General features: G+C 71.7%; 17 protein-coding genes. 5 read left to right on the forward strand and 12 right to left on the reverse strand.

The window, feature by feature from the left end; all coding sequences use genetic code 11:
* Positions 1-125: 125 nt before the first annotated feature.
* Positions 126-3,014 (reverse strand): trypsin-like serine protease, encoded by a 2,889-nt coding sequence (locus ACFWPT_RS01510; protein WP_380478645.1) that lies wholly within the window; start codon positions 3,012-3,014, stop codon positions 126-128.
* 588 nt (positions 3,015-3,602) lie between these two features.
* Here ACFWPT_RS01510 and ACFWPT_RS01515 point away from each other — a divergent pair.
* Both ACFWPT_RS01515 and ACFWPT_RS01520 read left to right on the forward strand, forming a co-directional pair.
* Positions 3,603-5,030, forward strand: a complete 1,428-nt coding sequence (locus ACFWPT_RS01515) for a Vps62-related protein (RefSeq protein ID WP_380478647.1) — start codon at positions 3,603-3,605, stop codon at positions 5,028-5,030.
* 294 nt (positions 5,031-5,324) lie between these two features.
* Entirely contained in the window at positions 5,325-6,149 is an 825-nt protein-coding gene (locus tag ACFWPT_RS01520; RefSeq protein ID WP_380478649.1) for an IS5 family transposase, read from the forward strand.
* 258 nt (positions 6,150-6,407) lie between these two features.
* Here the strand turns inward: ACFWPT_RS01520 and ACFWPT_RS01525 are convergent, their stop codons facing one another.
* The 10 genes from ACFWPT_RS01525 to ACFWPT_RS01570 form a co-directional block, all read right to left on the reverse strand.
* Positions 6,408-8,207 (reverse strand): ABC transporter ATP-binding protein, encoded by a 1,800-nt coding sequence (locus ACFWPT_RS01525; protein ID WP_380478651.1) that lies wholly within the window; start codon positions 8,205-8,207, stop codon positions 6,408-6,410.
* Positions 8,192-9,925: an ABC transporter ATP-binding protein gene (locus ACFWPT_RS01530; RefSeq protein WP_380478653.1), complete on the reverse strand. Its 1,734-nt coding sequence runs from the start codon at positions 9,923-9,925 to the stop codon at positions 8,192-8,194. The genes ACFWPT_RS01525 and ACFWPT_RS01530 overlap by 16 nt, the downstream gene beginning before the upstream one ends.
* Positions 9,926-9,991: 66 nt before the next feature.
* Positions 9,992-10,102 carry an ALQxL family class IV lanthipeptide gene (locus tag ACFWPT_RS01535; protein ID WP_363586623.1) on the reverse strand — a complete coding sequence of 37 codons (111 nt, stop codon included), beginning with the start codon at positions 10,100-10,102 and terminating at the stop codon, positions 9,992-9,994.
* Between the two features lie 50 nt (positions 10,103-10,152).
* Positions 10,153-10,263, reverse strand: coding sequence for an ALQxL family class IV lanthipeptide (locus ACFWPT_RS01540; protein ID WP_363586623.1), 111 nt, complete (start codon positions 10,261-10,263; stop codon positions 10,153-10,155).
* A 50-nt stretch (positions 10,264-10,313) separates the two neighbouring features.
* A complete protein-coding gene (locus ACFWPT_RS01545) occupies positions 10,314-10,424 on the reverse strand; it encodes an ALQxL family class IV lanthipeptide (RefSeq protein WP_380377178.1) in 111 nt (36 codons plus the stop codon).
* Positions 10,425-10,530: 106 nt separating this feature from the next.
* Positions 10,531-12,330, reverse strand: a complete 1,800-nt coding sequence (locus ACFWPT_RS01550; RefSeq protein ID WP_380478655.1) for an alpha/beta hydrolase family protein — start codon at positions 12,328-12,330, stop codon at positions 10,531-10,533.
* Entirely contained in the window at positions 12,324-15,095 is a 2,772-nt protein-coding gene (lanL, locus tag ACFWPT_RS01555) for a class IV lanthionine synthetase LanL (RefSeq protein ID WP_380478657.1), read from the reverse strand. Before lanL ends, ACFWPT_RS01550 begins: the two co-directional genes overlap by 7 nt.
* A 239-nt stretch (positions 15,096-15,334) precedes the next feature.
* On the reverse strand, positions 15,335-18,244 hold the full coding sequence (locus ACFWPT_RS01560; RefSeq protein ID WP_380478659.1) for a helix-turn-helix transcriptional regulator: 2,910 nt from the start codon (positions 18,242-18,244) through the stop codon (positions 15,335-15,337).
* A gap of 120 nt (positions 18,245-18,364) precedes the next feature.
* A complete protein-coding gene (locus ACFWPT_RS01565) occupies positions 18,365-18,571 on the reverse strand; it encodes a hypothetical protein (RefSeq protein WP_363586627.1) in 207 nt (68 codons plus the stop codon).
* Complete coding sequence (locus ACFWPT_RS01570) at positions 18,568-21,513, reverse strand: type 2 lanthipeptide synthetase LanM family protein (RefSeq protein WP_380478661.1); 2,946 nt, start codon at positions 21,511-21,513, stop codon at positions 18,568-18,570. The genes ACFWPT_RS01565 and ACFWPT_RS01570 overlap by 4 nt, the downstream gene beginning before the upstream one ends.
* 181 nt (positions 21,514-21,694) lie before the next feature.
* Here ACFWPT_RS01570 and ACFWPT_RS01575 point away from each other — a divergent pair, with 181 nt between their 5' ends.
* The 3 genes from ACFWPT_RS01575 (at position 21,695) to ACFWPT_RS01585 (ending at position 24,676) form a co-directional block, all read left to right on the forward strand.
* Positions 21,695-22,330: a PadR family transcriptional regulator gene (locus ACFWPT_RS01575; protein ID WP_380377133.1), complete on the forward strand. Its 636-nt coding sequence runs from the start codon at positions 21,695-21,697 to the stop codon at positions 22,328-22,330.
* A complete protein-coding gene (locus ACFWPT_RS01580; RefSeq protein WP_380478663.1) occupies positions 22,320-23,750 on the forward strand; it encodes an alpha/beta hydrolase in 1,431 nt (476 codons plus the stop codon). The genes ACFWPT_RS01575 and ACFWPT_RS01580 overlap by 11 nt, the downstream gene beginning before the upstream one ends.
* A 314-nt stretch (positions 23,751-24,064) precedes the next feature.
* Positions 24,065-24,676, forward strand: a complete 612-nt coding sequence (locus ACFWPT_RS01585) for a hypothetical protein (protein ID WP_380478665.1) — start codon at positions 24,065-24,067, stop codon at positions 24,674-24,676.
* A 76-nt stretch (positions 24,677-24,752) separates the two neighbouring features.
* Here ACFWPT_RS01585 and ACFWPT_RS01590 read toward each other — a convergent pair whose 3' ends face one another.
* Positions 24,753-26,093, reverse strand: coding sequence for an FG-GAP-like repeat-containing protein (locus ACFWPT_RS01590; protein WP_380478667.1), 1,341 nt, complete (start codon positions 26,091-26,093; stop codon positions 24,753-24,755).
* Between the last annotated feature and the right edge of the window lie 56 nt (positions 26,094-26,149).

The raw sequence follows: 26,149 nt of genomic DNA on the forward strand, positions 1-26,149 counted from the left end.
GGCGCTGGTGCTCTACAACCCGTCCGCCGTCTTTGCGCGCATGACATGGGTGTGGGTGGGGGTGTGGGGGGGGGGGGGGCCGGCGCGGGGGGGGCCGGGTGGGGGGCGGCGGCCGCGACTGCCGGTCACAGGCGGAAGGGGTTGCCGCCCTGTGCGGCGATCACGTACCAGGCGGTCGCCCCGGTGTGGAGGGAGGAGTAGTAGAAGTCGCCCTCCCCGGTGTCCAGGCCGTCGTGCGAGGCGGCGACGATGCCCTTGCCGTCCGTGTTGGCCGCGCCGCTCTGGGCCTTCTGCAGGGTCGCCATCAGGGTCGCCGCCTTCGCGGCGTCGCCGTCCGCGCGGCGGACCTGGTAGGCGGCCAGCAGGTGGGCGGTGCCCTCGAACCAGACGCCGCTGGTGTCCTTGCCGCTGAAGCCCACCCCGCTGTACGGGCCGTCGGTGGCCGCCATCCGCCCGGCCGCCCAGTCGACGGCGGGCGCATAGGACGGGTCGAGGGTGGCCAGGTAGCTCCAGGTCTGCACGTCCTCCGGCTCGACGTCGTCGTTGGTGGTCACCCCGTCCAGGCCGGTGCCCGTCCACAGGTGGCCGTTGACGGCCTGCACGGACTTCACGAACCGGAACGCGTTGGTGGAGCGCTGCGCCCAGCCCGCGTCGCCGGTGACGCCGGCGAGCATGGCGAAGAAGGCGCCGGTGTCGATGTTGTGCTCCGTGGCCTTCCAGGTGAGCGGGACCATCGTCTGGCCGGTGCCGTCGTCGTTGCGCAGGCCGCCGGTGTAGCCGCCGGCACCGCGGGTGTCCGCGGTGTTGTTCTGGATCCAGTTGGCGGCCTTCAACGCCCCGTCCAGGAAGCGCTGTTGGCCGGTCACCCGGTAGAGCCGGGTGAGCGCCATGCCGGCCCAGGCCATGTTCCCGGTGTAGACGGAGAACCCGCCGACGTACGGCTCGCCGGACGGGGTCTTGACGAAGGGGTCCGGCTCGTAGGAGGCGCGGATGCGGCCGTCCGGGGTGATGTCGTGGGCCTGGGCGTACAGCAGGCTGTCCCCGAGCGCCGTGGCGTGGGCGACGTCGTCGGTTCCGCCGCGTTGCAGGAACGCGGTGATGACGAGCGCGTTGTCGTACGTGAAGGAGGCCTGGAAGCCGTCCGGGCCGAACAGCTTCGGGTCCTCGAAGTGCCCGCCCTGGTAGCTGCGGGGCACGCGCAGCGTGCTGCCGGTGCCGTGGGCGTCGAGGCGCTGGGCGAGGAAGGAGTAGGCCGCGTCCACGGAAGGCCCGGAAGGCTTCACCGGCGGCTGCTGGGACGGCAGGTGCAGGCTGTCCGCGGGCGGGGGGCCGGGCGTGCTCGGCAGGTCGGCGTCCTCGTCGCCGACCGGCACCAGTTTGAAGAGCTGGTTCTCGTCGTTGTGGTCGCACGGGGCGTTGCCGGGTGTCGCGATGCTGTTCGGCACGCTCGCGCCGGGCCACAGTGCGAGACAGTTCCCGCCCTTGATCTGGAGGTGGAAGTACCAGTGGCCGCCCTCCCAGTCCGACATCTGGAGTCCGACGTCGGCGGACTGGCCCAGGTACTCGTTGGGGGCGGCGAGGTTCCGGAACATCCAGCCGCCGTCCGTCGTCTGGAGGATTTCCCAGTCGGCTCGCGGGTCACCGGGCTGGCTGCCGACGAGCCGGCCGCTCGGCAGGTCGTAGGCCATCGCCGCACCGTTGCCGTCGACCAGTTCGGTGTGGTCGTGCGGCTTGGGGTCGGAGCCCATCGCCACGCCCCCGCCGCCGCTGCCGTAGTCCTCCCAGCTCACGTGCCCGGTGCTCCAGTCGCGAACGCCGATCTTGGCGCCCAGCATGGGGAGGGCGTCCTCCAGGCCGACGAACATGATGCCGCCCGAGCAGGTGGTCGCCATCGTCTTCCCCGGCGTCTTGCAGCTCCAGGTTCCACCCGTGGTGGCCGAGACGATGCCCAGGGCCGTGATGTTGGGCGGCGCCCCCGGCAGGCCCGGGCCGCCTCCCAGCACGACGGGGCCTCCGCTGTCACCCCTGCGGGCCGCGATGGACGAGTTGTCGGCGGCGGTGAACTGCTTGAGGGCCTTCCACCCGTACATGTAGTGGTGCTCGATCTCGCCGCCCAGGTTGTCGGGGCCCTTGGCGTAGTAGTCGGTCACCTTGGTGGTGACCTGGATGTTGCAGATCTCGCCCGAGCGGGAGCCCTCGTTGCAGATCCAGTTCCCCTCGTGCGCCACCTGCGCGGCGCTCACCCACTTCTTGGTCTGCGAGATGCTGGACTGGTCGGCCGCGCCGCCCGTCCAGATCTGCTGGTCCATCGTGATGTTCGAAGACGGCTTGATGACGGCCGCGTCGAGGTAGACGGGCCCCCTCTCGTCCTGGCGGACGATGTGGGGCGAGATCCGGGTGCCGATCGCCGGCCCCTGTGCGCCCGAATCATCCACGCCGTACCGGACGTTGGTCTCGTTGTTCGGCATGAAGCAGTGGTCCGCGGTGAGCATGGCGTTCTCGTCGCGGTACTTGATCGCGAACGCCGTGCTGCAGAACGGTGCGATGATCTGCGCGCCGCCGGCACTCGGATCGCTCCGGCGCGAGGGTTCGCCGAGGCTGATCGACTCCGTGCCGTTCGCTTCGACCGTCACCGGAACGCTCACGGACGCCACCGCCCGCCGCAGCCGCTGCGCGTCGGCCTCGCCGCCCACCACGGTCGCGGTGAGGCCGCTCCCGTCCTGCGGCATCGCCACGTCGGCGATCCGCACTCCGACGGAATCGGCGATGCGCGTCACCTCGCGCGAGGCGTCCTTCAGGTCCTGCGCGCTGTGCGGCGCCGACTTCACGTCGACACGCACCGGGCTGTGCGCGACGACCGCCCGGACCTCGGGCGCCAGCTCGCCGTGCCAGTAGACCGTGAGGTGCTTCGTCTCGGGGGCGGCGACCACGCCGGCGAGGGCCTGGCTGCCGATCTGACCCGACACCTGTTCCACGGCCGAAGCCGTCTCGTTCATCTGGCCCTGGATGGCCATCAGTTGATGCCAGGACAAGAAGGGTGAAGGGCTCCCGAAGGAGTTCGCCACGGGCGCGATGCCGGGAGCCGCGAGCACTCCCACGACGGCGGTCGCGGTGGCGAAGGCCACGAGCGGCCTTCGCCACCTGCCCCTGCGGCGGGCCGGATCTTCGGTGTGGTGGACCAACGGGAACTCCCCGGGCTCGAAACTGCGGGGCGCCTCGGCGCCCCCTCACCCGTGCCTACGGGCGGGGGTGAACGCGCAGTTCAGAGCAGGTACGGGTCGGCCACCACGGCATGGCGTCAGCCCGCCGGGGCAGCCGGCTCGGCGGCCGCCGGCGACGGCGCGGGGAGGGGAGGGGACAGCCCGGGGAGGGGACGCGGGGGAAATCCCACCACCGCTCACGCCACCCGGCACTTCTCAACCAGCCGCACAAACCCCCAGCCCACCGACAAGACCAATCAGCGAGCCGCCAACACGCCACAGTCGCGCCTTCGAGCCATAGTTCGCACAGCCGGTATACGCGACTTCCCAATCCTCCTATCCTGCAGACAAGAGCTCGCCTCATATCTGACTGATCATCAAAGATCCTGAAAAGGAGCTGAATTGATCCTACGGCGCTACGGCGACCTGGAGCTTGGGTTCACCACGAACTGGCAGCCGATGAACATCGCCTCGAACGGCAACTCCCTGGCCTACGGCGAAGTCAGTTTCTTCAAAGCCGTCCCCCCGCCGGGGTGGTCGGTGCTGGGCTGCGCCGCCCGCCGAACCAGGCAGGAGGCGGACCCCGACGGCAGGCGGGGTGGGCTGCTCGTACGAGCCGTCGGCGGCGGGGATCTGCTGCGGCCGCCGGTCGACTACCGGATGATCTGGCGTGGTGCCACCTCGGGCGCCACCGGCGTGATGTGGCGGCCCATCCCACCGCCCGGGTACGTGGCCATGGGCGACTACTACAACACCACCAGCAACGGGGCCAAGCCCCCGCTCGACGCGGTGGTGTGCGTGAAGCAGACGCACAACGGCTGGAACTATGCCCGCCGCGCCGAGGTCGGCGATCGCGTCGAGGGCTACCCCGGGGGGCACCCCGGGTCCGCAGGAGCGTTCTCGGCTTGGCCGATCGTGCCCCCGCCCTACGCGCACAATGACCAGGAGGAACGTCTCCTCCTGCCGGGCGGTATGTTCACCGGGATCGACCGCTACGACGGCAGGCCGGCGCCCACCGAGGCGTGCTGGGTCCTGGACCTGCCCGCCCAGGTCGAACACGGCCCCAGTCCTTCGGTCCCGCAGTTGACCTCCCACACGCAGCCGCCGCGGCAGGGCGTGACGGTGACCGACCGGACCTTCACCGTGCCGTACTACATGGTCACCGACCCACAGCGCGACGAGCCGTGGAAGGTCAACAACTCGCCGTTCTACCAGATACTGCGGCGGCGGAACTACGAACTGATCCTCTACCGGAACAACTCCCAGGGATCGATCGAACAGCCCGCCAGCGAACAGGTGCAGACCGGCGTCTCCACCGAGAGCAGCGAGGCGTTCAGCCGCGCCACCGGGATCAGCGTGGGCTTCTCCTACGGTGTCGAGGCCAGCGCGAAGCCCTTCGGGATCGGCGTGTCTGCCTCCTGGGAGATCAGCCTCAGCGCCTCACTCGAACTCGGCTACGAGAGCCGCTACGCGGTCACCACCATGCAACAGGTCACGATCACCCAGCAGCTGACGACCCCTCCGCGCTCCAGTGCCGCGCTGTGGATGGAACGCCAGCAACTGCTCCCGGTCCGGTCCGACGGCAGCATGGTGAGCGTACAGGCCGTGCTCCCGTTCCAGTCGCGCTACTACCACACCAGCCAGTACCCGCCGGCCGCCCAGCTCGGCGCCACCGCCCGCTACGCGGAACTCGACGCCTTCGGCCTGCCGGTGACCGATCCGATCGGAATCCCCGTCGAGCCGCAGCAGCCCGGGGAGCCCCGAGAACCCGCTTCACCGGGACAGCCCCAGGGGTCGGCGGATTCCGGGGCTTCGGCGGAGCTGGGGTAGCGGGCCTCGGCCGTCGGCCGTGTGCGAGAGGGCGATACCTGGGCTGATGTCCGGTTCGTGATTGAGTCTGAGGGGGCGTTTAGGTAGCCCTGTTACTATATGCGGCTTTTGTTCGCATCCTGTTTGGCAACCATTTGCCGGGTAAGTCGGTACTGTCCCCGAGCCGCCAGCGAGGGGCGCTGCCCGTCTCGTCCTCTTCTGCTGCTCGAAGTCCGTCTGGTTTGCAGACGTCATGGAATCGCCCAATCAGCAGCGGAACGGCATCCTCCGGCGTGTTACTGCTGACGCCGTGTCATGGCCCAGCGCAAGCCGTACCCCAACCTGTCCGACGCCCGATGGGCCCTGATAGAGCCGACTCTGACGGCCTGGAGAAAGGCCCGGCTCGACCGCAGGCCCACCGGACAGCCGGCGAAAGTCGACCTGCGCGACATCTTCAACGCGATCCTCTACGTCAACCGAACCGGAATCCCCTGGAAATACCTTCCGCACGACTTCCCCAACCACGGCACCGTCTACGCCTACTATGCCGCGTGGCGCGACGAGGGAATCTTCGCCCAGCTGAACTACGATCTCACCGGACTGGCCCGGGTGAAGGAAGGCCGCAAGCCCGAGCCGACTGCCTCGGTGATCGACACCCAGAGTGTGAAGACCTCCACCAATGTGCCCGTGACCAGCCAGGGAACCGACGCCGCGAAGAAGATCGTCGGTCGGAAGCGGGGGATCCTCACTGACACGATCGGCCTGATCCTCGCCGTGGTCGTCACCGCCGCGAGCCTGTCCGAGAACGCCGTGGGAATACAGCTCCTTGATCAGGCCAAGAAGACCTATCCGAGCATCTCCCAGAGTTGGGTCGACACCGGCTTCAAGAACGCCATGGTCGAGCATGGAGCCGGCCTCGGAATCGACGTCGAAGTCGTCCACCGGAAGTCCGACATCCCTGGATTCCATGTTGTGAAAAGGCGGTGGATGGTCGAACGGAGTCTCGGGTGGATCATGCTGCGGCGCCGCCTCGCCCGCGGCTACGAGACCCTCCCGGCCAGCTCCGAGGCCATGATCCACGTCGCCTCGATCGACAACCTCACCAAGCGCATAGCGGACGAAAGCACACCAACCTGGTGAGGAACCTATTAGGGCATAAGGGGCAATTAGCCCACACTAAACGCCCTCTGAGCGACGTTCGCTGGTCCGGAGGTCCGCGCCGGGTGTTGCCTTTCGGCCTTCGACTCAGCCTTCGACTGCACCATATGCCTGTAGGCAGCCTCCCTGCGGCACACGTTTGTCACGGGTACTCCTGGTGCTGTGACCGAGAACGCGCTTGCCGGTCCGTGGTTCGGACGCACGGATGCACCGATGCACGGATGCGCGCGGGGCGAGCGCTCACGCCGGCGAGGCCGTGATGTGCTGGTCCCGCGTGTCCGCGTGCGAGCCGCTCCAGTAGCCGACGAGGTCCGCGTAGCGCGGTGAGGCGGCGAGCAGTTGCGGATGGGTGCCGCTCAGCGTCCGGTCGCCGTCCATCAGCAGGATACGGTCGGCGCGCAGGGCCGAGCTCATCCGGTGCGCGATGACGACCACGGTGCCGCCGCGCCGCGCGAAGGCCAGCTCCGCCCGCGCCTCCGCACCCGGGTCGAGGTGGCAGGTCGCCTCGTCGAGCAGCACCACGCGAGCGTCCGAGACGTAGGCCCGGACCAGCGCCAGCAGCTGCCGCTCGCCGGCCGACAGAACGGCCCCGCCCACGCCGAGCCGGGTGTCCAGGCCGCCGAGCCGGCCGATCAGGCGGTCGGCACCGACGGCGGTCGCGGCCCGGGCGAGCTCGCTGTCCGCGGCCTCGGGGCGCAGGTAGCGGAGATTCTCCCGGAGCGTCCCGGTGAAGATGTACGCCTCCTGGGGGATCAGCACGACGTGGCGGCGCAGCCAGTCCTCGCCGAGCCGGTCCACGGGGAAGCCGCCGATCCGGATCTGCCCGGCGCCGGGCGTCGCCAACCCGGCGAGCAGGTCGGCCAGGGTCGACTTGCCGATGCCGCTGGGGCCCACCACGACCAGCACGGTGCCGGCGGGCACGGCGAGCGTGAGGTCGCGGATGACCGGCTCGGCGTGCGGGCCGTAACCGAAGGTCAGGCAGTCGATGACCAGGTCGGCGCCGGCCGAGGAGGCCTCGGCCGGGCCGGCGTCGGCGGACGGGTGGGCAGGGTGGCGCGCGGCCGGTTCGGACGGGACATCGGCTTCGCCCAACCGCTGTAGCACCGTGTGGAGTTGAATTCCCCAGGAGCCGATGACATCGACCATCGAGCGCAGCGTGGGCTCGATGGTGGTCAGCAGGTAGCCGACTGCGCCGACCAGCGCGCCGACCGTCAGCCCGTGTCCGGCCAGCAGCCACGGGCTCATCACGAACACAGTCAGCACCGGCAGCTTTCCGCCCGCCGAGACGAGCAGCGCACTGACCGCGCCGGTCCGCGCGACGGCCCGCGATGCCGCTTCCCACTCGCCGATCAGGACGTCCAGGCGCTCCCGAGCCCGACCGCGCGCGCCGGCGGCCACCAGGTCACGCAGGCCCGCCAGGGTCTGACCGGCCTCGGCGGCCAGTCGCTCGTCCGCGATCAGCAAGGCCCGTCGATGCCGGCTCAGGGCACGCAGCAGCGGCATGTACGCCGCCAGCGTGAGGACCACCGACACCCCGGCGATGGCCGCCACCGGCAGAGCGAGGGCCGCCAACCCCACCAGGGCCATCACCAGTGACACGCCGACCTGCCGGACCGAGCGCAGCAGTGCGGAGACCAGCGCCCGTACGGTCTCCACCTGTCCGGTGAGCCGGGCCACGCTCGCCCCGTCGGAGCGGGCCGTGCCGGCGACCCCGCGCCGGAGCGTGGCGGAGACCACCGAACTCACCAGTGCGTCCCGCAAGGGCTCGACCAGCACCCCCAGCCTGGGCAGGAGTTGGCGGGTCACAGCAGCCCGGAGCACCATGGCGACGCCCAGCACTGCCAGCCAGGCCAGGCCCACCAGCGGGCGCCCGGCCAGGAATCCCCGGTCCAGGGCCCGCGCTATCAGGAGCCCGGACAGCAGGGCCGGCAACGCCTCCAGCACGGACAGCGCCAGCACCGCGGCGGCGACGTCGCCGCGGCTGCGCAGATGGCGCCCCAGCATCCGCCAGCCGGGGCGCGTGGTCACGGGATCGGACACGTCTCCTCCTCCACACTCTCCGAAGCGGCGGCGAACTGCGCCTGGTACTCCTGGTCGTTCCACAGCTCCGCATGCGTTGCCACGGCTCTGATCCGGCCATCCGCCAGCCAGGCGACCAGATCCGCACGGGCCGCCGTGGAAGCGCGGTGCGCGACCATGATCCTGGTCCGCCCGGTGAAGGCGCTGTGCAACGCCTGCGTCACCCTCGCCTCGGTCACCGTGTCCAGGCTGGACGTCGCGTCGTCGAGCACGACCACCCGGCTGTCCTGGGCGAACGCCCTCGCCAGTCCGAGCCGTTGTACCTCGCCGCCGGACAGCGGAGCACCCGCCAGGCGGGTGTCGTATCCGTCGGGAAGCCGTCGGATGAAGTCATCGGCGCCGGCGGCCCGCGCAGCGGCCTCGATCACGGACTGCGTCGCCTCCGGACGAGCGAGCGCGATCGTGGCGCGGATGGTGTCGTCGAACAGCGCAGGCCGTTCGAAGGCGTACGCCACGCGGCGGGAGAGTTCATCCGCCGTGAACTCCGTCACGGGTACGCCATCGAGCAGCACCGTGCCCTGGTCCGGATCGTGGAGCCGCCCGACCAGCGCGGCGAGGCTGCTCTTTCCCCCGCCCGACGCCCCGACCACGGCCAGCGCCGTGCCGGCCGGGATCTCCAGGTCGATTCCGTCGAGCACCACCCGGTCCCCGGCGAGCAGGCGGACCCCGCGGAAGGAGACCGCACATCCGGCGGTGGATCCGTCCGGTCCCCGCTCCCCCGCCGGGGTCACTGGCTGGCCCACGGCCTCGGCGACCCGGCGGCCCGCCGCGACCGAGTGGGCCAACTCACCCACGGCGTCGATCTGTTGGAGTAGTCCGAGCGCGATCGCGACGTACCCCGTGACGGCGACGAGCTCCCCCGGGGAGATCCGCCCGGCGACCACCCCGTATCCGCTCACGGCGAGGACCAGGATCTCGATCACCGGCAGCAACAGCCCCATCTGCCAAGCGGTGGCGCGTTGCAGATGCCACGTCAGCAGGCCGGTCCTCGACAGCTCGGGCAGCGGCTCCAGCACACGTGTCGTCTCCGCTGCCACGGTGCCGCTCGCCCGGATCGTCCGGACGCCGCCCAAGGCCTCGATCAACCGGTCCGCGATCTGTCCCTGCAACTCCTGATAGCGCATGAGCGCCGACGAACTCCGGCGGAAGAACAGCCGCAGGACGACGTACACCGGCGGCAGGCCGAGCAGGAAGGTCACCGCGGGTCGCCAGTCGATCAGCCACAGGGACACCACGCCCACGATCGACGTGGCCACCGACATGACCGTGTCGAGCACGGTGAGACCGGCGTGCCCCGACTCGGCGCAGCTCCCGACCAGCCGGCCCGTGACATCCCCCGCACCGTACCGGCGCTGCCCGGCGAGTCCCGCGCCCAGCACCCGGTGGACGAGGCCGCGGCGCAACCAGCCGGTGGCCGCCGCCCCACTCGTTCCCCCGGCCACCACATGCACCACCGCGACCCCCGTCGCCACCGCGAACGCCACCGCCAGGGCCGAGACCGGCCCGGTCAGCGGACGGTGGGCCAGGGCGTCGTCGAGTGCCCGGGCCAGCAGGGCGGGGGTCGCCAGCGTCACCGCCGCATCCGTGATCGACGCCAGTACGGCGAGGGCGAACCAGCCTCGGGCCTCCAGGGCCGCCGCCGCCAGCAGGCGGGGGACCGATCTTGTCGACGTCGTCATCCTCTCCTCCAGGAGGGCAATCGGGACTGGTGGCCGGGGCCGATCAGGGCCCCGGCCACACATCGGTCACTGGCCGGTGTAGGTACAGGTCCAGCTACAGGTGTTCTGGCAAGGACGCAGGCCAGCGGCCTCCTCCTCCCCGTCCAGCGCCTGCAGCGCATCGACATCAACGGTCATCGTGTTCACCCCCTTTCGGGCAGAAAGCTCAGCATCCGACCGACCCGAAATCACTGGCCGGTGTAAGTGCAGGTCCAGCTACACGTGTTCTGGCACGGACGCAGACCAGCGGCCTCCTCCTCCCCGTCCAGCGCCTGCAGCGCATCGACGTCAACGGTCATCGTGTTCACCCCCCTTCGGGCAGAAAGCTCAGCATCCGACCGACCCGAAATCACTGGCCGGTGTAAGTGCAGGTCCAGCTACACGTGTTCTGGCACGGACGCAGGCCAACGGCCTCCTCCTCCCCGTCCAGCGCCTGCAGCGCATCGACATCAACGGTCATCGTGTTCACCCCCCTTCTTGAAGGTCGTCGCAGGTGACACCGGCCGTACCGGCGTCGCACGGCCCGAATGGCCGTGAGTCTCTGATCCCGCGGTCCCGAGCGGTCCTCACGCGTTCCCGGGGCGCTGGGAGAGGAACTCCACCAGCTGCTCCCGCAGGTGCGCGCCCGCACGGTCCTCCAGCGGGGAGTGTCCGCCGCCGGGTACTTCGGCGTAGCGGAAGTGCGTGCCCTCGCTGCGGCCGGTGTCGAGCAGCCGTTGCCGCAGCTGCCGGGACTGGTCGACCGGGATCGTCCGGTCGTCCGTGCCGTGGACGATCATCAGTGGGGTGCGGATCCGGTCGGCGAGGGTCCACAGGTCGCGGGGGCCCAGTCCGTCCTCGATCTCGGTCCGGCCGCCGAGCCGGTCGATGAGCGCACGGACCGCGGGCGCCGCCTGAGCGTGCAGCCGGGCGGCGGACAGAAAGGGGGCGACGACCGCGCAGCGGGACCACAGCTGCGGGTCCGCGGCAGCCGCCAGCAAGGCGAGATGGGCGCCGTAGCTGACCCCGTACAGCATGGGTGGTGGCGCCGATCCGGGTCGCCCTGTGGCGAGGGCTCTGACCAGGCCGCGGATGTCGGCGAGGTCGGGTCCGCCCCAGGCGCCGTGCAGGGCCTGGGCGTGCGCGGCCCCGTAGCCGGTGCTGCCGCGCTGGTTCGGGGCGACGATGGCGATGCCGGCGGTGGCGAGCCGGTGCAGCACGGGCTCGTATCCGAGGTCCCAGGCTGCCTCGGGCCCGCCGTGCAGGGCGACCAGTACGGCGTCGGCGCTGCGCCAGTCGCCTTGGCAGACGGCCTCGAACTGCCCTGCGGGGCCGGAGAACCGCTCGACTCGCGAGCGTCCCGCCGCCTGGCTTCCGGCTGGGGCCCACTCCGTCGTGGCCTCGGGCGGGAGCACCGCGATCTCGGCCGGGCGGTCCGCCGTGGAAACGGGCACCAGCAGGCCGCTGCGCCCCCAGCCGGCTACCTGCTGGACCGCCCCCGCTGCCAGCGGCACCTCCGTGATCCGGTCCTGGCGCAGGTCGTGGACCAGCAGCCGGGCCCGGGCTCCGCGGAGCACTCGCAGGGCCACCCGCGCACCGACCGGGTCGAAGGCCAGTGGCAGGACGGCGCCGTCGATGGTGTTGAGCCGCTCGGGAACGCGCAGTCCGGCCGGCTCGGCCAGGGATCTCCACGCCAGCCGGCGTCCCTGTGGCGTGTCGGTCGCCATCAGCAGCAGACCGGAGGACGGGCTTGCCAGCAGGAGGGCGTCGCCTTCCCGGCCGGGCGCGCAGGGCAGGTCGTGGTGGCTGCCGTCGGTGAGATCGACGAGTACGGTCCGGGAGCGGCTCTCGTGTCGCAGGGCCACGCCGAGCAGCCGTCCGCCGTGGTCCACCCCGCAGATGCGGCCGACCGTGCCGGGCAGGACCGCGACCGGCTCCAACCGCAACGGGCTGTCGAGCACCCGGTACAGCACCGACCGGCCCGGGCTGTCGGAGCGGACCGCCAACGCCAGGGTGCCCGGTTCGGCGGAGGCGACCAGACGCAGCGCGCGGCACTCGACGGTGAGGTGCTCACCGGCCCGCCCCGTCTGCGGGTCGGCCAGGACGAGTTCGTGCCGGCCGGCCGCACCGCGCAGCAGCAGGAGTCTCCCGTCCTCGGTCGGCAGCGGCTGGGTCCGCAGGGACTCCTCCAGCGCGAGCGTCCGGCGCCGGGGCGACGGCCCGTCGAACGACCAGTGCTCGGGCACCAGGCCGCCCTGCGAGCCTGTCGTCAGGCAGGCGGCATGCTCGGCCGTCGCGGAGAAGGCGAAACTCGTCCGGGTGGCCGGCAGTGCGGGCGCCACGGGCAACTCGGGCGCGCGGCTCGGAGCCGGGGTCCAGGTCACCATGCGCCGGCCTCGATCCCGACCGGCTCGTCCGTCGGCACGGAGAGTGCGAGGGAGTCGGGCAGCCAGAGCCGGGTGCCGCCGTGCCGTAGCCGGACCAGTGCGGCCAGCATGCCGGCGGTCCCACCGCTGTAACCGGCCGTCACCTCGGTGTTCGACTCGTCGGGCAGGAGCACGAGACCGTCACGCAACGTGTGGCGCGCGTGGGCACAGGCGACGAGTTCCGCCGCCCGCTGCCGGTAGCCCGGGTCGTCCAGGGCGGCGGCCAGGTCCAGCAGGAACTCCGCGTTGCCCGCCAGTCCGTGGCAGGCCGCCGGAGAGAGCTGCCACCTCCTGCGGTACACCTCTTCTGCGGCCTGTTCGGCCAGGTTCCGGTAGCGCTGGTCGGCAGTGGCGGTCCAGAGCCTCACCAGGAAGGTCCCCACTCCCGAGGATCCGCTGCACCAGTAGGGCAGCCGGAAGGGGGCGTTCTCGTCGTGGTCGCCCTCGGGCCACCAGGCCGCACCGTCGCCGGTCCGCGCTGCCGCCACCAGGGTGTCACCGGCACTTTGCGCGAGTGCCAGGAAGTCGTCCCGTCCGATGGCCTGGCCGGCCAGCAGGAGAAAGGTGCCGATTCCGGCGACGCCATGGGCGAATCCCAGGTGCTTGGCTCCCGCCATCGCGGAGTCGAAGTCCTTCGGAACAGGCCAGAGCGTTCCGGACCGGCCCGGTTCGGCGGCGGCCAGCAGCCCCTCGGCGGCCTCGACCGCCCGGGCCCGGAAGTCCGGCTCGCCGGTGGCCTGCCAGAAGTGCAGCTGTGTCAGACCCGCGCCGGCCGCGCCGTGGCAGACGTCGGGGTTCGGCCAGCGCACCGGCACCGCCCGGGCCAGGCGTGCCGCGGTGTCGGCCAGTTTGTCGTCGTCCAGCAGCCGGGCTGCGTCCAGCAGTGCCCAGGCGGTGCCGGAGCGGCCGAAGTACAGGCCGGGGAGCTGCGGTTCGTCCAGCCGCAGACGGCCCGCCATCCAGTCGGCCGCCTCGGCGACCCCGGACCTGAGCCGGGGGTCCGTCCGCGCGACGTCGGCCGCGGTGAGCACCGCCAGGACCCCGGCGGCGCCGTGCTGCACGTTGAGCGGGTCGTTGAGGGCGGCGAACCCGTCGGCGGGCCACAGCCGCGGCTGCCCGGCCGGGGTCATGGTGTCCAGCAGGTGGGTCAGCCCGTCGGCCAGCACCCGCTCCTCGACATCCGCCGCAAGGACCGGGCGTGCCGCTTCCCCGGGAAGCTCCGGCCGGCCGGACCGCAGTTCGGCCAGGAGCTCGCGCAGCCGCTCCAGGCTCCACCGCTGATCGACGGACTCCGCCGTCAGCCCGAGGATCGCGGGGACGAACGGCCGCGCGGCCGGGTTGTCGGCAAGGGTCCGGGACACCAGAAGGGCCAGCCGCTCGCCGTTCGTGCGGGTCGTCGGGCGGTCCGCGGCGAGCACCGTCTCGGCGCCACTCGCCAGGTGGAACAGGACCGCGCCGAGACTGAACAGGTCCGAGGTGAAGTCCGGCGCCGGGCCGCTGCGTTCCGCAGCCACCACCTCGGGCGCGGCATACCCCGGGGTGTAGGCGCGCTGGACCTGGTCGCCCGGTCGAACGACCATCTCCAGGTCGATCAGCCGCAGCGCCCCGTCCCGGGTGAGCATGAGGTTGTTCGGGTTCAGGTCCCGCAGCACATGGCCGGCGGCGTGCACACGCTCGACGATCGTCACCAGCTGCTCGACCAGGTCCAGCAGGACGGCGCTGACCGGCGCGGGATTCGCCACTACCCAGTCCCGCAGGTTCTCTCCGTCCACGCGTTCCTGGACGAGGTAGAGATTGCCCCCCTGGGTGAACACGCCGAACGCCTGCGGGCACACGCCCAGGGGTGCCAGCACCGCGTGCATCCGCGCCTCGTGCTGCAACAGGTCGCCGGCGTCCGTGCCGGCGACGGTCGACCCGACGTGGCGTCGGGCCTCCTTGATGACGACCTGCCGATCGGTCTCCCGCTCCGTGCCGTAGTACACCCCGCCCTTGTAGGTGTGCCGGATGGCCGAGCGCACCACGTAGCGGCCGTCGAGAAGGACGGCGGCCGGCCGGCTCGCCGCCTGCGGCTGCGAACCGGCCTGCGGCTGCGAACCGGGCTCCGGCGGCTGCTGCGGCAACGGCGACCGCGCCCAGGCCGGTGGCTTGAACCGCGCCAGGCGGAGGTCCCTGACCAGAGCGCCGTCGGGGGTTCGCAGCAGGGACTCGACGGTGCCGTCGTTGCCGAGCTGCGTCGTGCCGGTGAAGACGCCGTAGCGGTAGTGCACCAGGCTGCCGGGGCGGTACGGCCGGTCGGAGAGGATGCCGGGGCCGGGCAGCCCGCGGGTGGCGTGGTGGAGCTCCTCGGCGAGTGCGCGGAAGTGCTCGTCGTCATCCGGATAGACGGTGATGAACTTGCCACCGCCACCCCGGTCGTAGCTCGCGGAGACCAGTTCGGTCACCCGGTCGAGGGTGCCGGCGAACTTGAACGAGGCCCGCCCGGCGACCAGGACCTCTGCTGCCTTGAGGAGGACGATGGGCGCGGACAGCGGAGTCGCCGAGAGGTGAAGCTTCCACCCCTGCGCCGGGATGGTGCGGCCTTCCGGAGTGACATGGCACCAGAACTCCCGCGAACCGACCGTCCAGCCGCGCGCATCCCGCCGGTGCAGGACCGACGCCACGAGGCCCGGGAGCAGGTCGGAGTCCTCGTCGCGGACCGCGCTCGGCGTCGCGCTCGTACCTGTCATCAGCGGGCCTCCTACGGCGGTGGGGAGCGGCGGTGCGGAGCGGCGGCGGACCGCTCTGCTCCGTTTGCATCACCGATCCTTCCGGCGATCCGCCGGCCCGGCATCGGGGCGGCCCACGTAGGTTCCGGCCGGCGACCGGGCGAATCCGGCCTGCGGGCACGTAGGTTCCCGGACCGGGCCGTTCATCGCCCGGTACCCGCAGGCCGGTCACGGGGTCAGGCACGGGGTCAGGCACGGGGTCAGGCACGGGGGGAGACCTCGATGGCCAACCGGCAGAGCGCCGCACGGTCGGGACTGCCGGTCTTGCTGATCAGCGTGGCCATGTGCTTCTCCACCGTGCGCGGCGAGATGGACAGCCGCCGGGCGATGTCCTGGTTGCCGGGCCGCTCCACGAGCAGTGCGAGGATCTCGTACTCGCGAGCGGTGAGGCCCTGCGCGCGCAGCTGGGCCGGGATCCGGTCCCACCCGCTGCGGCGCTGGGCGACCGTCGCGCCGCTGCGACGCAACAGGGCCCGACAGGCGCCCGCCACCGAGGGGACGTCGTGGTCGTGGAAGTACTCCTCGGAGCTGCGCAGCCATGCCACCGGCTCGCCCCAGCCGTCGGCGATCGCCGCCTCGGCGACCAGCCGCAGTCCGAGGTGATGGGCCATCGGGAACAGCCCGGCACTCTGCTCGGCCCTACGGACGGCCAGGGCTGCCTCCTCGGCCCGCCCCTCCCGGCCCAGTAGGACCGCGTGGGCCAGCAGCAGGAACTGCCGGTTCCAGACCAGCCCCGCCGCCGGGGCGGCGGCCACGGCTTCGTACTCGGCCCGGCCTGCGGTGCCCGCGAGAACGTCCAGCAGGGGGCCCAGCCCGTACCGCCCGGAGAGGTAGAAGACGTTCGGGTGCCGCTCCTCCCATGCCGCCGCGGCGGCGAGTTCGGTGACCGCCTGGATCCGGTCCTCCTCCAACAGCGCGCAGATCGTGCGACAGAGGCCGAGCATCACCGGGGTCAGGAAGGACTCACCACCGCCGGACTGCCGGAAGGCCAGCAGCTCGTGCTCCATCTCGCGGCGGCGTCCCCCGTGCGCGGCGAGCGTCGCCGAGGTGAGCAGCAGGTAGCGGTGGGTCCCGAGGTCGCTCATCCGCGCGCTGGCGTCCAGGCAGCGGTCGATGGTCTCGCGCGCCTTCGCGCCGTTCCCGGTGAGCACCGCGTTCATCGCGAGCAGTGCCTCCACGCGCTGGGTCAGCATGATGGCGCCCAGCCCTCGCGCGGCGTCCCGCGCCTGTTCGAGCGTGCGGGTGTCACCGGTCCGCATGAAGCTGTTGGCGCCGAGCCGCAGCGCGGCCTCGATGCGCCAGGCCGGCAGGCTGTGGGTCTCGGCGACGGCCAGCATCCGCTTCAGGCACTCGTCCGCGTCGTCGAAGCCCCGCTCCCGGGCCAGCAGCGCGAGCAACTGCCAGGCCTGGCAGGCGACCACCGGAAGCCCCTCGCGCTGCGCCACCGCCGCCGCCTCCAGGGCCGACCGCTCGGCGTCGACCATCCGCTCGCCCTGGCCCGGGAGCAGGGCGAGGTGCCCCTCGACCAGGGCCAGCGCGGCGGTCTGTTCGGGACCGGCGCAGCTGTCGAGGAGCGCCCTGGCCGCCGCCACGTGCGCGACGGTGTCGGCGCTCCGTTCCGCGATCACGGCGGCCCAGGCGAGCCGGGTGTGCAGCGCTATCCTGCGGTCGGTGCCGAGAGACCCCGCCCCGACGGACGGCAGGGTGTCCGCCGAGGCGAAGGCGCGGTCGAGTTGACCGGCTTCGGCGAGGGCGGACAGCAGCGCCTCCGTGATGTCGGTCCGGTCCGCCTGGTCGGCGAGGTCGTGAGCGCGCTCCAGCAACCGGACCGCGGACCCCGACGTACCGTCGGCCAGCGCCCGTCGGCCCGCCTCCGCGTACGCCAGCGCCGCTGCGGCCTCGTCCCCGGCGGCGAGACGGAGCCCCGCGACCACCTGACACCGGCCGTCGGTCAGCTCGGGATCGGCCTCCAGCAGCGACGTGGCGGCCTGGCGGGCGATGGCCGCGCGCTCCGCCCGGGGGAGGTTCGCCAGCAGCGCCTCGGCGGTGAGCGCGTGCCGGAACGCGTACTGGTCCGTACCGGCCCAGTCGGGGACGAGCAGGCCTGCCTCGACGCCGGACCTGAGATGGGCGAAGAGGGTCTGTTCGTCGTGCCCGGTGATGAGCCGGAGCGTGCCGATCGAGAAGCGGGCGCCCAGGGTGGCCCCGACCAGCAGGAGTTCCCGCAGCGCGGGGTCCAGCAGATCGATCCGGTGCCCGTAGCTCTGGACGACGCTCTGCGGAACGGTCGCGGAGAGGTCGCGGACCACGCGCCAGCCGCCGTCCTCCAGGCGGAGCGCCCCGGAGCCGACCATGTCCTTCAGCAGTTCCTCGATCAGGTACGGGTTCCCGTCGCCGCCCTCGGCCAACCGGTCGGCCACGGCCACCGGTACCTCGTCGACGGGAACGGCGAGGCAACCGCCGGCGATCGCGCGGACGTCCGGCGCGGCCAGTGGGCGCAGTGGGAGAAGGGAAGCCGTCCGGCGCCGTTCGGCCGCGCGGGCCAGGTCGAAGGCGGCCCCGGGTTCGGGGCGCAGCGTGGCCAGCAGCAGCACCGGCAGTCCGGCGATGTTGTCGACGAGGTACTCGACGACGGCGATCGTCTCGGTGTCCGCGTCGTGCAGGTCCTCCAGCGCCAGCACCATGCCCGTCCCCCGCCCGAGGACGGCGAGCAGGCGCAGCAGCGCCTCGGCGAGTTCGACCACGCTCTCGGGGTAGCCGGGGACGGCGGTGTGCCGCCATTCCGGAACGACCCGGGCCAGGGCCGGACGGTAGGGTTCGAGCTCCGCGTCCTCGGGCGGCCCGCTGGTCCGGAAACGGGACGACAGCGCCTCGACGAGCGGGCGGAAGGGCGTTCCCGCGCTCGTCGGGCTGCCCCGGCCGCGCAGGACCGGCAGGCCCAGGTCGGCGGCCTGGCCGCAGCAGTCGCCGAGCAGCCGGGACTTGCCGATCCCGGCATCTCCCAGCAGGAACACGGCACGACCCTCCCCCTCTCGGAGCGCCGTCAAGGCGCCGCTGAGCTGGGACAGTTCGGCTTTCCGGCCGATGGTGACCGACGAGGTTGTACGCATACCGCGCAGGTTACTGGAGGGTTGTGACGGTCCGGCAGGAGTGGATCAAGGGGGGTTTCTCACACCCGGCAGCCGGTACGGCCCTGTCGGAGGCACCGGCTGCCGGTCGGCGGATGCCGACTACCGGCTCACCTCGGGGCCGCCGGTGAAGGTCATCGTCGGGAACTGGTGGGAGAACCGCACGCCGTCGTGCGCGGCGAGCAGAGCGGTGCGACGGGCGAGCCCGCCGGCCGCCCGGAGCCTGATCTCACCGGCGGGGTGATCCACGGCTTCGCCCTGCCGCATGCCGGGCTGCTTCCACTGGCGGACCAGATCGGGGGTGTTCATGGTGTTCGGCCGTTCCTTTCCTGAGGCCACGGCGTCCACGATGACGACCGGGGCGTGATCGGCGGCTGCAGCAGCAGCGCCGAAGCTGTTCGTTCGGGGGCGGCGAGCCGCAGCAGACCGTGTCCGATACCGGCGAGCCCGGTCAGCAGGCCGGGTGTGCTGAGCCCTCCAGGAGTGCCGCAGCGCGGTCCGCTCCGGTCGAGCGTCTCCAGCAGCGCGCCCGCGCGCCGGTTGTGCACGGTGTGCCCGACGGAGTGCTCAGCCGTACCGGTGAGCAGTTCGAGGGCGCCGAGTTCGCCGTGGCAGAGACTGTGGTTGGGCAGTGGGTCACCAAGCGCGAGCACCCTGACCGCGCTGTCGACGATCTCCGTCGGCCCGGCTGCGCTGTCGGAGGCCGCCAACGCGATGCCCGGCAGGCCCGTGCACCAGGAGTGGTCCAGGTCCTGTCCGACTGCCGCCCGCAGGGCGGCCAGCCCCGCCTGCTCGTACCTGGCACCGCCGCCTACCGCCGCGAACCTGAGCAGAGCCCAGCCGATGCCCGCCGATCCGGTACCGAAGCCGGGGGCGGCGGGGAGGGGACGATCGGCGAGGCGGGCCGCGCACAGCTGCGCACCCTGCCAGGCTTCGGCGGAGCCGGTGGCCTCGTGCACCGAGAGCAGGGCCACCAGGCCGCCGGCGGTGCCGTCGAAGACACCGGACGCGTCCTCGGCCCGGGCCGCAGCGGTGGTGAGGTCCACCGCCGGTCCGATCCAGCCACGGATCTCGGCGTCGTCCACAATGGTGGACACCTGGGTGAGGCCGTAGGCGATACCGCCCAGACCGGCGAAGGCCCCGGACCCGACGACACCGAGCTCCTCCGGGTGCTCCGCAAGCCGCTCCAGCAGGCGGGGCAGCGGCCGCAGAGCACGGCGGGCCACCTCCGCGTAGCGCGCCTCGCCGGTGAGGCCGGCGAGTTGCGCCAGGAAGAGCGCCACCCCCGGGTAACCGGCGCCCAGGTCGGCACCGGACGGTCCGAGGCGCCAGTACCGGTCCGCGAGGAGTTCGAGCCCGAGCCAGTTGACGCGCGTCCCGCTCTGCTTCGCCCTGTCCACCAGCTGGTCGCCGATGCCCCGGGCGGCGGCAAGCAGCCGTGCCGGATCCAGGGCAGATCCGCGGGCGGGCCGGGGAGGAAGCCGGGGCGGGGCGCCGACGCCGTGGGCGGAGGCGGTGGACCTGCCGGCCATCGCCGCCCGGACTATCCACTCCTGCTCGTCGCGGTCCGTGCGGCCCATCGCCCGGATCTTGTCCGACACCCGGTCCAGGCCCGGCCGGTCGAGTACGCCGGGCAGCCGGCGGCCCGTGCCGCTCCAAAGGTCCGACGAACCCGGCCGCGTGGTGAACAACGGGATGTCGCCGTCCCACAGTTCGGCGATCTCCTCATCGAGCAGCCCGGGCCAACCGGAGGCTTCGAGCGCGTCCGTCCCCAAGAGGCTCAGGATCTCGTCCCGGTCCACCGCGTCCCGCAGGACATCGGGATGGGTCGACTCATCGAGCAGCGTCGCGTAGACGAGGCTGGCCCGGGCCACCACACGCACCTCGTCCCCCGCGAACCCTCGCAACAGGCCCTGTGGTCCCACGAGTTCGTCCCGGCCGGCCTCGATCGCGCGGTATCCGGCGCGGAAGCCGGCGACGAGGGCCTCGGTGTACCCGGCCGGGTCCACTTCGGCTCCGTCGAGCAGGGGGCGGTTCCCGGCGCCGGTGATCTCTCCGGCCCGGCGGACCAGTCTCATCTCGTCCGTACCGCCGGCCGCCCAGTCCACCCCCTCCACCGGTGAGCGGCGCCCCGCGTCGCCGCCCAGGCCCGAGACGTCGACCGCCGTCTCGTCGCCGAGCAGCAGACGCGGCAGCAGGCCGCTGCGGTACACCGAGGACTCCAGCGCGCGAGCCGCCGGATCCTCCTGCGGGTCGGCCGGGACGCACGGATGGAAGAGGGTCTCGACGTCGACCAGGACGGGTTCGTCCCCGCAGGCGATCAGGTTCTCGAAGTGCAGGTCGGTGCCGTCCAGTGCGTACAGCAGCGCCAGCCACGCCCCCTGCCGGAGGTAGAACCGCTCCAGCTGCCGCTCCGCCGTGCAGGAGCCGGGCGCGACGAACTCCACCCAGCCGTACCCGTCACGCTCCAGCAGAGCGAGGACCCGCAGCCCCGGCGTACCGGGCCTCGCGTTGAACCAGCCGACCAGCTCGTTGAAGCGTCCGTGCACGCGCAGCGATCTCGGCTTGTACACGACCCGGGTGCCGTCGGCGAACCGCAGCACCGCGACGCTGCGCCCACGGCGGTGCCCGTCGCCCGTGGTCCGTTCGACCGCGACCAACCGCCCGGGGTCGGCGCCGGCCAGCAGGGTGGCGACGATGGCGGCCCGGTCGGCGGCGAACCGGTCGAGCAGTTCCGCCAACGCCGAACCGCCGTGGCGGCAGGCCTGCGCCAGGAGGCGGGCGAGCACCGGGTACTCGCCCAGCAGTGCGGACAGCCCATCCTGACGTCCGACCAGAAGAAGGAAGTTCCGGAACCGATCCGATGGTGCCGCGCCATCGAGGCGGCCCGTCACCCTCGCGACGTTGAGCTCCAGTACGAGGGTGCGGGCGGCCAGTCGGGCCAGCGCACCGGCGAGCTGTCGGACGAAGTCCGCCCGGATGGCCCGGAGGTCGGCCACGGCGTCCGGCACGACGGTTGGGAGTCGCGCTCCGGCCAGCTCGGCGAAGGGCGCCAGCACGGCCGCGAAGCCGGTGATGCCCGGCAGCTCCCCGGTCGGCACGCGCGGCGCCGACGCGGCGCGCGCGAGGGCCGATTCGGCGAACTCGGCCCACTCCGGCCGCTGGCCGCAGGGCATTTCGGCTGCGGGTACGCCCCGCAGCCACCAGGCGCCGTCCGTGGTCTCCGCTGCTCCGACGTCCTTGTCGATCATGATTCTGAGCCTCCCAGCCAATGGCAGGCCCACACAAGCCAATTCCGTTGTGTCCACCGGACCATCAGGATCGAGCCCCTGCTCCCGTGTCCGCCGCCCCTGTTCCTGCCTCATCTGCTGACTCCGAGCGGCCGGGATCGGCTGCCGCCCCGAGGGGCCGCGGGAATGGTACGTTCGCCCCATGACCCTATCTGGAAGATATAGCGAGGATCCAGGCGCCGCCGACATCGGACTGCCGAAGCTCACGCCCACGGGATGGACGGTGCTCGGCTTCCTGTCGCTCAGCTCCCGCAACGGCTACCAGCTACGACAGGCCGTGCAGCGCTCCGTCGGGCACTTCTGGGGCGTGAGCTACGGCCAGCTCTACCCGCAGCTGAAGCACCTGGAGGCGAGCGGCCTGATCGCCGCGGACGAGCCGGCCGCCGAGCGGGGCAGGCAGACCGTCTGGCAGCTGACCGAGCAGGGCGCGACAGCCCTGGACGGCTGGCTCAGCCTCCCGGCCCAGCCTGCGCAGCGGCGCGACGAGGGCATGGTCAAGCTGTTGTTCAGCGACCACGCCGGTCCACGGGCGATGTTGCGGCTGATCGAGCAGCGCCGCGACGAGGCACACGCCCGCCGCGATCAGGCCACGGCGACCGTGCCCGGCGCCCAATGGCCCGAGCAGACCGAGCGCAGCGCCGACACCGTCCCGGCCACCTGGCTGGTCCGTGCCCACACGATCGCCCTGGCCGACGCGGAACTCGCCTGGTGCGACCAGGCCCAGGCCCTGATCGCCGAACAACTCGGCGCCTCCAGCGAGTCCGACGATGTCCGCTGACCGCGACCTGCCCGGGCGGCGACCACGCGACGTGACCGTGATCCGGATGCTGCTGCTCCTCACGGGCGTCGCCACCGTGCTCAACGGCCTACTGGAACAGAACCCGGCCTACCCGGCCACCACCCGGGGCTTCGGCATGCTGCTGGCCGTCTTCGGCCTCGGCTGCTGGTGGACGGTCTGGCGGCTGCGCCGGCCCGGAACACGGCTGTTCGGCCAGTTACTGGTGCTGCTCGGGCTGCTCGCGGCGATCCGGGCCTACCAGGCCCTCCGGTTCGACAGCGCACTGCCGGCAGCCGGACTCGTCCTGCCACTGCTGGTCTACGGGCGGCTGCGCAAACCTGCGGTCCGCCGCTGGCTGGAGCAGGGCACCGCGGACGGGCCCGCGACACAGCGCACAGCGGCCGGTCGGGCACCGCTGCTGCGCCGATGGGTGGGGGCGTTGGGAGTGCTGGGCGTCACCGTCGCCGCACTGGGCGTGCTGACCGGTGCGGGCGCCGCCGTCGCGCTGATGCCCTGCGCCTTCCCCACGCCCGCGGTGGGCGGATTGCAGCAGGACCAGACCACCGCAGCCACGAACGCCGACCCGACCGGGCGGGTCGCCGCGACCGACGGGGTGCCGCTCGCCTACCACGCGTACCTCCCCGCCAACCCGGTCGCGAGCCTGGTGTTCTACCACGGCTCGGGCGCCAACAGCGCGGCCGGATACCTCCCGCTCGGCCGCGAACTCGCCGACGACCACCACATCGCGACGTACCTGGTGGACATTCGGGGCCACGGCGCCTCCGGCGGCCCGCGCGGTGACGCGCCGACGCCGGAACAGGTCTGGCAGGACACCCGGACCATGGTCGACTTCGTGCACCGGCAGCAGCCGAGACTGCCGCTCTTCGTCGGCGGCCACTCGGCCGGCGCCGGCCTGGTACTCAACAGCCTCGACCGGATCGACGACCAGGTAGCCGGCTATGTCCTCCTCGCCCCGGACTTCGGCCTGCACTCCGACACCGAACAGGTGAGCGGCGCCTCGAACTTCGCCACCGTCTGCCAGCGCGCCTTCGTGGTCAACGCGGTCAGCAACCACGTGCTCGACGGACACACCCCGGCACTCGGGTTCGCGTACACGTCCCAGGAGGTCCAGTCAGCGAAGCTGGTCCCGCGCTACACGGTGAACATGGCACTGGCGCAGAACGCCGACAACAGCGCCGCCGTGCTGCGCGGCCTGACCAAGCCGCTCGGCGTGTGGATCGGGGCCCAGGACGAGGTGTTCAACCCGGCCCGGGTGATCGCCTACGCGGCACAAGCCGGCCACCCGGCCAACGACACCTTCCAGACCGTGGCACATGACAACCACCTCGGCATCCTGACGGACGGCGCCGCATCGATCGGCCCGTGGATCGACCATCAGGCCGACCTCCGCCAACGGTGACCTCTCGACGGCGGGTCAGGGCTCCGGCGGGCCGGCAACAGAGGAACGCCGCCTCGCCACCCGAGAGCTGCGATGACCCGCCGTCAGTCGTCGTGTCGGCCACCGGGTATCTCAGGACAACCCACGCCCTCGGGCGCCGAAACCGCCCGAACAGCAGCGCCCCACCGGCCGGTTCGCCGTTTGGCCACCGCCGGGCGTTCGGACCGGGTCGGCTGCGACGGGACGTCCCGGAAACCTCGAATTCGCACACCTCATCGATCCCGGACGGGCAGAGTGGGAACCCGATCCGCCGAACAGTCGACCTGGAGGCTCCCGTGCTCAACCTCTCCCGCGATGAACTACCGGAACGGCACCAGGAGTTGCTGGACGTCCTGGTGACACGGCATGACCTGGCCACCGAGCGCCGCCGTAACACCTCGTTCGTACTCCTCGACCACGACGGACGTCGCTTCGCCGTCTGCGAGTACGGAGCGCACTGGTACGAGGAAGGCGTGCCGGTGCACCTGGCAGTCGACCTGACCACGGGCAGCCATGTGTCGATCACCGCCTACCGCGCCTCCGCCATGTGGCCGGGAACGTTCTGGTCGTTCTTCGAACCCGGCCGCGTCCCCTCCGACGACCCGGTGCGGGCCTGGCTGGCGACCCCGGCGGCCGCCCCCGGGCCGCGCCCGAGCGTCGCCGTGGCGTGGCCGGACCAACTCGAACGGTTCTGCGCTGCGGAGCTGGTCCGCACCGACCAACCCGAGCTGCTCGCACAGGCCGAGCTGGTCGCGGACCCGGAACTTCCCGAGGACCAGACCACACTGGTACGACGGCACTCCGCGGCGGCACTGCCGTACGCCGTGCTGTTCCGCCACGAGGACGCGCTGAGCGTCGTCAACAAGCTGATCGGCAGCGGCCGGGGCTGTCCGCTCCCCGATCTCTGAGCCAGCGTTTATCGTCGCAGGTCGAGTGACCTGCGACGATAAACGCCAAGCTCAGAGCGGGAGCGTCACCCAGGGTCTACCAGTCGGTGCCGATGTTGGCGCGGTTGCCGAAGGTGCTCTGGCCGGTGCCGGGGTAGAAGTACATGTCGCCGGTGGATCCTTGAGGGGCCTGGACGGCGGCGACGTCCGACTTCCCGTCGGCGTTGAAGTCGCCGCCGATGAGGTCGCGCATGATGTTCCAGCCGGTGCCGGCATTGACCGGCGCTGCGAAGGAACCGGCACCATTGCCCGGATAGACGTACAGATTCCCGTCAGCAGTACCGACCGCGGCGATGTCCGACTTCCCGTCACCGTTGAAGTCACCGCTGGCGAATTTACCCACGGTGTTCCAGCCGGTGCCGGCGTTGATCGGGGCTGCGAAAGAGCCGGCGCCATTGCCCGGATAGACGTACAGATTCCCGTCAGCAGTACCGACCGCGGCGATATCCGACTTCCCGTCACCGTTGAAGTCACCGCCGATGAGATGGTCCAGGTTGTTCCAGCCGGTGCCCGCCAACCACGGCGTGCCGAACGCGCCGGCGCCATTGCCCGGATAGACGTACAGATTCCCGTTGGCGGTGTTCACCGCGGCGAGATCGACCTTCCCATCGCCGTTGAAGTCACCCGGCGTCACATTGCTGACCGTGTCCCAACCGGTACCGATCAGACTCCGCTCACCGAACGTACCGACACCGGTACCCGGGTACAGGTACATCTTCCCCGTCGCCGCATCCACCGCCGCCAGATCGGTCTTCCCGTCACCATTGAAGTCAGCCGACGCAAAACCCGTCATCCCCACCGGAGTCGCCGGCGGAGGCGTGGTGTTGTCCTCAACGACCTTGTTGAGGCGGAGGGCCACGTAGCTGCTTGCCGGGTAGCTGGAGATGTTTCCGGTGTAGACGTTCCCGTTCCCATAGGTCACGTCGGTCCTCGGGTTCGACTGGTGGATGTAGGTGAAGTCCCCGGTCGCCTGGTTGTTCCACCTCACGAAGAGCACGACGTGGTCGCTGATGTTGTCCAGCGCGTCGCCGGGGCGGAGTTCGCTCTTGTTGATGCGCGTGCTCAGCGATCGGCTGTCGAGGGTATTGGTGGTCGGCGAGCCGAGCCCGGTGGCCGACAGGTGCCAAGCCATCGAGATGAACCCTGAGCAGTCGGTGCGGTAGGTGTGGCCGTCGCCGTCCCCGTACGTCGCGCCCTGGTTGTACTGGACGTTCTGGGCGTCCCAGTACTGGGCGCGCTGCAGGATCTCGGATCGGTTGACGGGGCCTCCGAGGGAGGAGCCGGCCTGGGCGGGCGGCGCGGTCAGGCCCACGGCGGCCATGGCGGCGATTAACGGAACGAGAACGGACGCGCGGCGGAAGCGGCTGTTCTTGGGCATGGCTGTCTACCTCGATCTGGTCAATGGTGTGTGTCGACTACTGAGTTGGGGGGCGG

The sequence above is a fragment of the Kitasatospora sp. NPDC058478 genome, assembly GCF_042720345.1.
GTDB lineage: Bacteria > Actinomycetota > Actinomycetes > Streptomycetales > Streptomycetaceae > Kitasatospora.